Origin of the sequence: Planococcus sp. ISL-110, assembly GCF_018613575.1 — a bacterium.
Classification (GTDB): Bacteria; Bacillota; Bacilli; order Bacillales_A; family Planococcaceae; genus Planococcus.
In genome coordinates this window covers 66,352-75,576 of sequence record NZ_JAGGPX010000008.1, presented here as the reverse complement: position 1 = coordinate 75,576, position 9,225 = coordinate 66,352, and the positions used below count along the sequence as shown (strand labels likewise).

General features: G+C 46.2%; 11 protein-coding genes and 1 riboswitch. Of the genes, 4 read left to right on the top strand and 7 right to left on the bottom strand.

All coding sequences use genetic code 11. From position 1 onward, the window contains the following. Positions 1 to 2: 2 nt before the first annotated feature. From J7I83_RS04935 to J7I83_RS04920, 4 genes are all read right to left on the bottom strand, one after another. Positions 3 to 833 (bottom strand): MetQ/NlpA family ABC transporter substrate-binding protein, encoded by an 831-nt coding sequence (locus tag J7I83_RS04935; protein WP_215099572.1) that lies wholly within the window; start codon positions 831 to 833, stop codon positions 3 to 5. Positions 834 to 845: 12 nt separating this feature from the next. Next, complete coding sequence (locus J7I83_RS04930) at positions 846 to 1,517, bottom strand: methionine ABC transporter permease (protein WP_215099571.1); 672 nt, start codon at positions 1,515 to 1,517, stop codon at positions 846 to 848. Further along, positions 1,507 to 2,520, bottom strand: a complete 1,014-nt coding sequence (locus J7I83_RS04925; protein ID WP_215099570.1) for a methionine ABC transporter ATP-binding protein — start codon at positions 2,518 to 2,520, stop codon at positions 1,507 to 1,509. The genes J7I83_RS04930 and J7I83_RS04925 overlap by 11 nt, the downstream gene beginning before the upstream one ends. Positions 2,521 to 2,588: 68 nt before the next feature. Further along, positions 2,589 to 2,693, bottom strand: a riboswitch (SAM riboswitch). A 36-nt stretch (positions 2,694 to 2,729) separates the two neighbouring features. Next, entirely contained in the window at positions 2,730 to 3,533 is an 804-nt protein-coding gene (locus tag J7I83_RS04920; protein WP_215099569.1) for a carbon-nitrogen family hydrolase, read from the bottom strand. 85 nt (positions 3,534 to 3,618) lie between these two features. Between J7I83_RS04920 and J7I83_RS04915 the strand changes: the two genes are divergently transcribed. Continuing rightward, entirely contained in the window at positions 3,619 to 4,782 is a 1,164-nt protein-coding gene (locus tag J7I83_RS04915; RefSeq protein ID WP_215099567.1) for a pyridoxal phosphate-dependent aminotransferase, read from the top strand. Positions 4,783 to 4,854: 72 nt separating this feature from the next. Here the strand turns inward: J7I83_RS04915 and lepB are convergent, their stop codons facing one another. Further along, a complete protein-coding gene (gene lepB / locus J7I83_RS04910) occupies positions 4,855 to 5,388 on the bottom strand; it encodes a signal peptidase I (protein ID WP_215099566.1) in 534 nt (177 codons plus the stop codon). A gap of 260 nt (positions 5,389 to 5,648) precedes the next feature. Between lepB and J7I83_RS04905 the strand changes: the two genes are divergently transcribed. Continuing rightward, on the top strand, positions 5,649 to 6,668 hold the full coding sequence (locus tag J7I83_RS04905; RefSeq protein WP_215099565.1) for an SEC-C metal-binding domain-containing protein: 1,020 nt from the start codon (positions 5,649 to 5,651) through the stop codon (positions 6,666 to 6,668). 72 nt (positions 6,669 to 6,740) lie between these two features. Here the strand turns inward: J7I83_RS04905 and J7I83_RS04900 are convergent, their stop codons facing one another. Then, on the bottom strand, positions 6,741 to 6,962 hold the full coding sequence (locus J7I83_RS04900) for a hypothetical protein (RefSeq protein WP_215099564.1): 222 nt from the start codon (positions 6,960 to 6,962) through the stop codon (positions 6,741 to 6,743). A gap of 320 nt (positions 6,963 to 7,282) precedes the next feature. Here J7I83_RS04900 and J7I83_RS04895 point away from each other — a divergent pair, with 320 nt between their 5' ends. Then, positions 7,283 to 7,798 (top strand): DUF421 domain-containing protein, encoded by a 516-nt coding sequence (locus tag J7I83_RS04895; RefSeq protein WP_215099563.1) that lies wholly within the window; start codon positions 7,283 to 7,285, stop codon positions 7,796 to 7,798. Positions 7,799 to 7,850: 52 nt separating this feature from the next. Here J7I83_RS04895 and J7I83_RS04890 read toward each other — a convergent pair whose 3' ends face one another. Beyond that, entirely contained in the window at positions 7,851 to 8,327 is a 477-nt protein-coding gene (locus J7I83_RS04890; RefSeq protein ID WP_215099562.1) for an acyl-CoA thioesterase, read from the bottom strand. Between the two features lie 93 nt (positions 8,328 to 8,420). Here J7I83_RS04890 and J7I83_RS04885 point away from each other — a divergent pair, with 93 nt between their 5' ends. Then, positions 8,421 to 9,224 (top strand): AAC(3) family N-acetyltransferase, encoded by an 804-nt coding sequence (locus tag J7I83_RS04885; RefSeq protein ID WP_215099561.1) that lies wholly within the window; start codon positions 8,421 to 8,423, stop codon positions 9,222 to 9,224. Position 9,225: the final 1 nt, after the last annotated feature.

The following is a 9,225-nucleotide window of genomic DNA, read 5'->3' as shown; positions in this document are numbered from 1 at the left end:
TATTATTCGGCCATCCACTCAGGCTTACCGAAACCTTCAAATTCCGCATCGATTACTGCTTCAAACTCTTCCGATTCTACAATTTCCACTAAGTCCTGCGCCAATTCACTTTCTTCATTTTCAGCATTGACCGCTACAACATTGCGGTATTGGTCCGGCATATTCTCAAGTGCCAATGCGTCAAGAAGATCCATGTCCGCAGCTATTGCAAAGTTTCCGGGTACAGCCGCTAAATCAGAGCCATCAACCGCACGCGGCAACTGGCCTGCTTCGATTGGCTGAAACTCCAGGTTTTTTGTATTTGTGACGACATCTCTCTCCGAAGCTTGAAGAACTTCCGCTTCAGGATCCAGCTCAACCAAGCCTTGATCCTGCAGCATCAGCAAAGCGCGTGCGCCATTTACCGGATCGTTTGGAATCGCGATAGTCGCTCCATCCTCAACAGCTTCCAATGAATCGAATTGATTTGAATAGATGCCCATAGGCGCTGTCGGCACAGTAATCAGTGCAGACAGGTCCATGCCGTTCTCCTGTTCGAAGTTTTCCAGGTAAATCGTGTGCTGGAACAGGTTGGCATCGATATCGCCGCCATCAAGCGCTACGTTCGGCTGAATGTAATCGCTGAATTCCACCAGTTCCACCGTATATCCTTTTTCTTCCAGACTAGGCACGATTGCCTTGCTCAGCATATCGCTGTATGGTCCTGCGGTTGCCCCTAATTTAATGTCCTTCGAAGCTTCTTCTGTCGTTCCTGCAGAGTCGCTTTCTTCTCCGCCGCCGCATGCTGCCAATACCAATGCGCTCGCTGCCAATACCAATCCTAATTTTTTCATGTTATTCTCCCCTTATCGTTTATCGATGGCTTTCGCTGTATAATCTCCTGCCTGTTGAATCAATTGGACCAGCACAATCAAAATGACGACTGTGACGACCATGATGGTGTTATCGTACCTGTAATAACCGAAGCGGATGGCTAAATCTCCAATGCCTCCGCCTCCCACAACGCCAGCCATGGCTGAATAGGCGACTAGGCTGATGATGGTCAATGTAACACCCTGGATAATGCTCGCTTTCGCTTCAGGAAGCAGAACATCTTTAATGATCATCCACGGTGTCGCCCCTACTGCAATCGCGGCTTCGATAACGCCTTTATCGATTTCACGGAGTGAGTTTTCCACAATCCGTGCGAAAAAGGGAATCGCTGCAACAGATAAAGAAACACTTGCCGCGATCGGGCCGATTGTCGTTCCTGTAATGAATTTCGTCAATGGGATGAGTGCCACCAATAGAATAATAAATGGAATGGAACGCACGATGTTGACAATAAAACCAACCACAGCATTGACCGGCTGATTTTCAAGAAACAAGCCGCGGTCTGTAATGAATAACAAGATTCCCAATGGCAGGCCAACAATCAGCGCCACACCCAATGAAATGCCGATCATCGTCAATGTCTGAAAAAAGGCAGTCTGTATTTCCGGCCACAATTCAATAATTCGTCCCCATTCAATGCCCATTCGGAATCACCTCCACAATTGCTGATCTGCTTTCCATATACTTTAATGCGTCCATAACAGCGGTTGAAGTTCCTTTCAGTTCCATGATGAAAATGCCAAGAGGTTGTTCCTGAATATACTCGATTGCTCCGTGCAAAAAGTTTCCTTTTACCGGATAATTCTGCAGCATATCGGAAATCACTCCTTCTCCTGCTACATCGCCTTTGAACAGCACTTTCACCAGCGTACCCGTAAATTCGCTCAGGATATGCTCTGGTACATTGAATGATACGACACTGGAAATGAATTCCTTGGTCAATTCCTTTTGGGGATCAGCAAAAATATCATAAACCTGGCCTTCTTCGATAACGCGTCCGCCTTGCATGACGGCCATCCGGTCACAGATTTCCTTGACGACATTCATTTCATGCGTTATGAGGACAATGGTGATATTCAATTTACGGTTGATGTCTTTCAATAAACGCAAAATGGATAACGTCGTATTGGGATCGAGTGCGGATGTTGCTTCATCGCACAACAGCACGGCCGGATTGTTGGCAAGTGCTCGTGCGATGCCGACGCGCTGCTTTTGGCCGCCGCTCAACTGGGCTGGATAAACATCCCGCTTGTCGGATAAACCGACCATTTCCAACAGCTCTTCCACACGGGTTTTGATGCTTTTTGCAGGAGTTCCTGCTGCCCGAAGCGCAAAAGCGATATTGTCATAAACCGTCTTTTGGCTGATCAGGTAAAAATGCTGGAAGATCATACCGATTTTCAAGCGCGCTTTTCTCAGCTGATCCCCATTGAGTTGGGTCAAATCTTTGCCGTCCACTGTAACGCTGCCCGAGGTCGGCCGTTCGAGCAAATTGATGCATCGGATCAGGGAACTTTTGCCGGCACCGGAATAGCCGACAATCCCGAAAATCTCGCCTTTTCCTACTTCCAGTGAAACATTGTCCACTCCGGTGACTGTGCCATGCTTAGTTGTGTAAGTCTTTGTCAATTTCTCAATCTGTATCATAGCGTCCTCCCGGCAATAAAAAGATGCCTCTTTCATCAAGAAAGAGACATCGAAAATTTTAAGTTCTCGACTTATCTTCCGAAACGTTTTTCCGTTCCGCAGGACTTGGCACCTTCCCAGTCGGGGGTTGCCGGACGTCATAGGGCCTAACCCTCGGTCTCTCTTGATAAGTTCATATTATTTGATTGAATTTTATGTTACAGGCATTATTACGGAGTGTCAATCGACTTTTCGAACTTTTCGTACAACTTCTCACGGCGGTCGTCAAAAACCGGTATCCGTTTCCGGACTTCTTCCACTTCAGCTAAATCGATTTCCACATACCCGACACCTTCTTCTTTCTTCATATCCAGACGAACTTCTCCCCAGGGGGCAATTACCATCGTGCTGCCGCCAAATTCATTGTTCGGATCGCTGCCGATGCGGTTCACCGCAACGATAAAGCATTGGTTCTCGATGGCACGCGCCTGCAGCAGGATGCGCCAATGATCAATCCGGGCTTCCGGCCATTCCGCTGACACAAAAATAAGTTTTGCGCCGTTCAGCGCCTGGGCACGAATCCACTCAGGAAAACGGATATCATAGCAAATGACTCCGCCGTAGACGGTACTTTCCAACTCGAATGTACCAAGGGATTCGCCTTCTTCAAGGTGGATGTGCTCATCCATTAAGCCGAAGCGGTGTGCTTTATCGTATTCTGAAACGAGCTTGCCGCTTTTATCGACGACATACATCGTGTTATAGAAACCACCATTTTTTTCCGTTGAAACAGAGCCACCGACAATATTGACCTTATGTTCTTTTGCAAAACTCTTCAGCAACTCCACAGTCCGGTTTGTATTGTCTGCCAATGTGCCGAGCTCTGTCAATGCATATCCCGTATTCCACATTTCAGGCAGAACGATGGTTTCCGCTCCACCTTCGGCTGCTTCCCTTAAATAGTCCATGACCCGCTGATAATTCAGTTCCGGTTCTCCAAAAGCGATATCCATCTGTACGCATGCAATTTTCATATTTTCTCCTCCAGTAGACAAGTTAACTTAAACTCTATAAGATTTGGGTTAGATGTGCAATTATTTCGAAAACAAGGAGAATCTCATGGAATTTTCAAATCGCCTGCAAAACCTGCCCCCACAATTTTTTGCTTCACTCGTTGCCAAAACGAGTAAAGCCATCGCTGAAGGGCGCGATGTCATCAACCTTGGCCAAGGCAATCCCGATCAGCCGACGCCTGGCCACATCATCAAAGCGCTGCAAACGGCTGCGGCCGATCCCAAAACCCATAAGTATTCGCCTTTTCGCGGCATTGCTGAACTGCGCCAGGCTGCAGTGGATTTCTACAAACGCGAATACGGCGTCGATATCGATCCCGATCTTGAAGTGGCCATCTTGGCAGGAACAAAAATCGGCCTTGTCGAATTGCCACTGGCATTGCTGAATCCTCAGGACCTCTTGCTGCTGCCGGACCCTGGCTACCCTGATTACCTGTCCGGCGCCCCGCTTGCCGACATCGGCTATGAGCTGATGCGTCTGGATCCGGTAAATGGCTATTTGCCGAATTACAGTGAGCTGCCGGAGTCCGTCCGATCACAGGCTAAGCTCATGTACCTCAACTACCCGAACAATCCGACAGGTGCCGTGGCGAGTAAAGAGTTTTTTGATGAGACTGTCGCTTTTGCAAAAGACAACGGCATTGCTGTTGTTCATGATTTCGCTTATGGTGCTGTCGGATACGAAGGAAAAAAACCGGTAAGTTTCCTACAATCCGAAGGAGCCAAAGAAGTCGGCATCGAGATGTATACCTTATCGAAAACCTATAATATGGCTGGCTGGCGCATCGGATTTGCTGTTGGCAACTCCAAAATGATTGAAGCGCTGAACTTGATCCAGGACCATTTGTTCGCCGGCTTATTCCCCGCGGTCCAACTGGCTGCAGCCGAAGCACTGAATGCTGATCAGCATTGCGTGGATGAGCTGGTGGACCTTTATGAGAACCGCCGAAATGTCCTCGTTGCAGAATGCTCACGCATTGGCTGGGAAATTGACGCACCGCAGGGTTCGTTCTTTTCCTGGCTGCCAGTTCCTAAAGGATTTTCAAGTGTAGAATTTGCTGACTTTCTTCTGGAGAAAGCAGATATTTCCGTTGCTGCCGGCAGTGGATTTGGCGATGGCGGAGAAGGGTTTGTCCGTGTCGGATTATTGGTTGATGAAACCCGTATCATCGAAGCAATAGACCGGATCGATAAACTAAACTTATTTTAAATCGCAAAAAGACAGCTGCCCAACTTTAGGGTAGCTGTCTTTTTGCGTTTCCGAGTAGTTAACTGTTTTTCTTTATTCCACAATCCCAACATGATCTAGAGGAGAAAGCCTGATTTTCACTTCACCTACGATGGAGTCTTGGGAAATAAAACCTAAAACTCTGGAATCCATGCTGTTTAAACGGTTATCCCCCAATACATAATAGGATTCAGCAGGTACAGTAAATTCCTGAAAATCCTCAGTCAGCCGGGCAAGGTCCTGCTGCTCTGCTATTTCGCGGTTCTTATCCAAATAAGGCTCAGCTTCGGCCTTGCCATTCACATATAATTGATCATCTTCCATGGAAATGCGGTCACCCGGAACCCCAATCACCCGCTTGATGAAATTCACTCCAGTTGGTGCTGTGAATACGATCATATCAAAATTTTCTATCGCATAAATCTTCACCAGCATGACTTTGTCATCGTCTTCGAACGTAGGCATCATGGATTCGCCATGAACGGCTACGGGTTCAAACAGGAAATGCCGGGACATCAGGACAATAAGCACTGTCAAAAAGATGACCCGCATCCAGGAAATCGATTCTTTTACCGGATCTTCAAACACATTGTCCCCTCCTGCTCCTTGCTCATTTCATTTTATTATAATACGCCTTCTGCTTTGTGCCTACTTTCGATGGTTTTGCTGTTCAGTTGCTCATTTTTCTAGATGATCGTGCGGGCTGAAAAGATCGGCAACCTGTTTTCCCAAGTGCCTTACCAGCCTACGCAACTCTTTTCTATAGGCTCCATCGGCGTCTGAATCGTCAGACTTTTGAGCGTAGTGCAATTTTATGTTACACTCAATAAAAAATGTAGGTGATTGGAATGGTAGGAAGAAATGATCCATGCCCATGCGGCAGCGGCAAAAAATACAAGAAATGTCACGGGAAACAGCAAACTGTGTCCATCAATGATTTGGTGAATGAAGAACTGTTCAAAGTACGCCAACAGTTCTTCTCGGAAAACCCGAATCAGGAGCAACTTGAGGATTTCCGTGAACTTCAACAGGAGTGGCAGCCGCGCTTAATGCAGTCAATGGCTGAAAACGATGCGCAGGCATTCGTTATCGAGAATTTCCTGTTCATGAAAAAACCGGAACTATGGGAAGACTTTTTAGCTAAACAAATCGAGATTGCTCAACGCCCTTCAACTAAAGAAGTGCTTGAAAACTGGAAAGACGTAAAAGTATTCCTTGGACAATACATCGAAGGCAATACAGAAACGGCTCAGTTCACAGATATCTTTACGGGTGAAACGCTCCAAATGGCCGATCAGCCGCCAACAGATATGGAAAATGGACAAGGCTTGCTGGCAATCCTTCTTCCAGATTCCCGTGTTGGAGAAAAAGGTGTCTTGTTCCTTAACGGCTATTTGACGGTTGTCGGTGAGTTCAAACCGTTCTTTGAGCAGCTGAAAGCACAAATTGCTGCTGAAAATGCTTCACAGGACGAAAGCTACCTGCGCGACAATTACTTAGCGGTTGTTGAACAAATCGTCAAGTATTCGACTGGAAGTGTAGAAGAAAGTATCCAGCTCTCTCCAGAACATGATTCAGTTATGGCAGAACTCGATAAGCATATCGAGCAGGCTGATTTTGATGAAGAGACAATCAGCAACATCACCAGCATCCTAAACAGCTACCTTGTCAGCCAGCAGCCAACTGTCCAAAAACCGGAAGCTCTTGTTGCCGGATATTGGAGATTCCTGCAGGATCACGAACTGATCAAAGGTCCGATGCTTGCTGCAAAAGACTTAAGCGAAAAATTCGGTGTTTCTTCAAGTACGATTTTGAAGCGTTCAAAAGAGTTTGGCACTTATTTCGAAGAATTGTTAGCCAAAAAATAAACTTCACTCAGTCCGAAGGGGGATTTGTTCTTCCCTTAAGGCCTTTGAAGCAGCAAAAAGGAGTAGCCGCGGCTACTCCTTTTTTTCTTTTTCTTTTCTTCGGAAGGTAATGAGAATATAAATCAGAATTCCTGATACCACAAAAAATAAATACAGTCGAATAAAGTAAATCTGAAGCCATAGCGTATTGGTCAAATTGAAGATAAAATTGATGAGGGTCAAAATAGACAGCAACACTCCTACAACAAACACCAGCAAGCCGGCATAACGGATCAGTTTCTGGAAAGATTCCATGTTGATCGCTCCCCGTTGAACATAAGTTATCTAATACTATTCCCTTTATGGAAAACGCCAATCCTTTCCACTGTCATTTTTGCTTGATTCATGTTTGTTGATAACTCTAGAGGGAATCATAAAGAACAGCAGGATAAACACACCAACCATCGGTTCACAGGTAAAACTCTCTACATCTCTCCCCTTTATGCACAGTAAATACGCCATTTTTGTGTGCTATGTGGATAAGATGTTTGGATTTTATTGATATTCTTGCATAAACAAAAGTTATCAACATGTGGATAACTTCATTAAAATCTTTGAATAAAAGGAGGACTAAAATGTTTGAAATTACTTTTGATAGTTTTATAAGAATCGTGACTGTCGGATTTCTTGCGTACGTGGGATTAGTCATTTTCCTGCGTATTTCAGGCAAACGGACATTAACCAAATTGAACGCCTTTGACCTAGTTGTAACCGTGGCTTTAGGTTCGACACTAGCTACGGTTTTACTGGACAATAATATCACCTTGCTTGAAGGATTGACCGCATTTGCTCTATTGATATTTTTACAGTATTTTATCACTCTTCTTTCTGTCCATTCCGATTGGTTCAATGACATTATCAAATCAGAACCCCGCCTGCTGTTTCTGGACGGACAATTTGTGAGAAGCGCCATGAAAAAGGAACGGATCAAGGAAAGCGAAATCCTACAGGCCATCCGCAACACTGGCTTTGGTTCCACCGACAAAGTAAAAGCAGTTGTCTTGGAGACGGACGGTAGCCTATCAATCATCAGCAGTGAAACGGGCAATTCTATGAAAAACGTGAATTCGGGAGATGAATCGGTCATATAATACTTTCCAATAAAAAAAGGTGCATGGATGTTATTCCATGCACCTTTTGCTATTATCTTGGTGTCTTCACTCTCATTTTCCGGTGTTCACGTCTGGCAGGTGCTGTTTCAAAAAACCGCTTTTCGCCTTCGGATTCTGCCAAAACAGGCGGTACAGGAGTCGGCTTTCCATCGTCTCCCATCGCGACCATCGTCAGAAATGATTCCGTCGTCAGCTTTTCTTCGCCTGTTTGCAGGTTCTTCGATTTTACCCGAACATAAACTTCCATGGAAGTCCGTCCGGTTGAAGTGACATTCGCTTCCAGTTCCAACACATCTCCGACACGTGCAGAAGACAGGAAATCCACCGAATCGATTGATGCCGTCACCACTACTTGGCGGCGTGCATGCTTCATTGCCGTGATTCCTGCAATTTCATCGATATAGGCCAATACCTTGCCGCCGAATATGGAATCCATGTGATTGGTGTCCGGTGGGAGCACCAACTTTGTCTGGATTGTTCTTGATTCTTTCATCGGTCTTGCTTCCATTGCCATCATCCCTTTCTCTATTGCCCTGTCAGCAGGGGTTTCCCAAAACAGCAGGCTTTCCTTTATAATATAATGAAATTGGAGGGATACTTTATGTCAGAGTTATTGAATATTTTAAACACACCCCAATTCCAATCAAAAGCGACCTTAAAGCGCCAACTTTGGCAGCTTGGCATTGCTTCAGGAGACGCGGTAATGGTCCATTCTTCCCTGAAGTCCATGGGATGGATCGCTGGAGGCGCTCAAGCGGTCGTAGAAGCTTTAATGGAAACCATTACTGAAACCGGCACCTTAGTCATGCCCGCCCAGTCTGTGGACAACTCAGACCCTTTTTATTGGATGGAGCCACCGGTTCCCGAAAATTGGCACCAGCCGATCCGTGAACAGCTCCCTGCCTTCGATCCCCACTTAAGCGGATTGCGTGGGATGGGCAAAATCGCAGAATGCTTCCATCGCCATCCCGCGGCCATCCGAAGCCCCCACCCTTCGCATTCCTTTATCGCATGGGGGAACCAGGCAGCCGACTGGATGAGTGAACAGCCTATAGATGATTCTTTCGGAAAAAAATCGCCGCTCGCAAAAATGCTGCAAGCTAACGTGAAAATCTTGTTTATTGGTGTCGGCTTTGATTCGTGCACGGCTCTCCACTATGCTGAGTTTGTTCAGGAAAACCGCTCTACTTTCCCGCAGGGAGCAGCAATTTTGAAGGACGGACAGCGAGTATGGCAAATATATGATTGTGTGGAAATGGATTCGGATCGTTTTCCGGAAATCGCCAAAGCCTTTCCGGGCGGCATTTCTGAGGGCCTGCTAGGGCAAGCCCAAACCCGCCTCGTGGAAATGGAACCTCTGGTTAAATTCGGAATCGACTGGCTTCAGAAGCATTCTATATCGTAAA

What these genes read in the sequence shown, in the direction of transcription:
- J7I83_RS04935 (WP_215099572.1), bottom strand. Translation starts at nt 833, where the DNA reads ATGAAAAAATTAGGATTGGTATTGGCAGCGAGCGCATTGGTATTGGCA.
- J7I83_RS04930 (WP_215099571.1), bottom strand. Translation starts at nt 1,517, where the DNA reads ATGGGCATTGAATGGGGACGAATTATTGAATTGTGGCCGGAAATACAG.
- J7I83_RS04925 (WP_215099570.1), bottom strand. Translation starts at nt 2,520, where the DNA reads ATGATACAGATTGAGAAATTGACAAAGACTTACACAACTAAGCATGGC.
- J7I83_RS04920 (WP_215099569.1), bottom strand. Translation starts at nt 3,533, where the DNA reads ATGAAAATTGCATGCGTACAGATGGATATCGCTTTTGGAGAACCGGAA.
- J7I83_RS04915 (WP_215099567.1), top strand. Translation starts at nt 3,619, where the DNA reads ATGGAATTTTCAAATCGCCTGCAAAACCTGCCCCCACAATTTTTTGCT.
- J7I83_RS04905 (WP_215099565.1), top strand. Translation starts at nt 5,649, where the DNA reads ATGGTAGGAAGAAATGATCCATGCCCATGCGGCAGCGGCAAAAAATAC.
- J7I83_RS04900 (WP_215099564.1), bottom strand. Translation starts at nt 6,962, where the DNA reads ATGGAATCTTTCCAGAAACTGATCCGTTATGCCGGCTTGCTGGTGTTT.
- J7I83_RS04895 (WP_215099563.1), top strand. Translation starts at nt 7,283, where the DNA reads ATGTTTGAAATTACTTTTGATAGTTTTATAAGAATCGTGACTGTCGGA.
- J7I83_RS04890 (WP_215099562.1), bottom strand. Translation starts at nt 8,327, where the DNA reads ATGGAAGCAAGACCGATGAAAGAATCAAGAACAATCCAGACAAAGTTG.
- J7I83_RS04885 (WP_215099561.1), top strand. Translation starts at nt 8,421, where the DNA reads ATGTCAGAGTTATTGAATATTTTAAACACACCCCAATTCCAATCAAAA.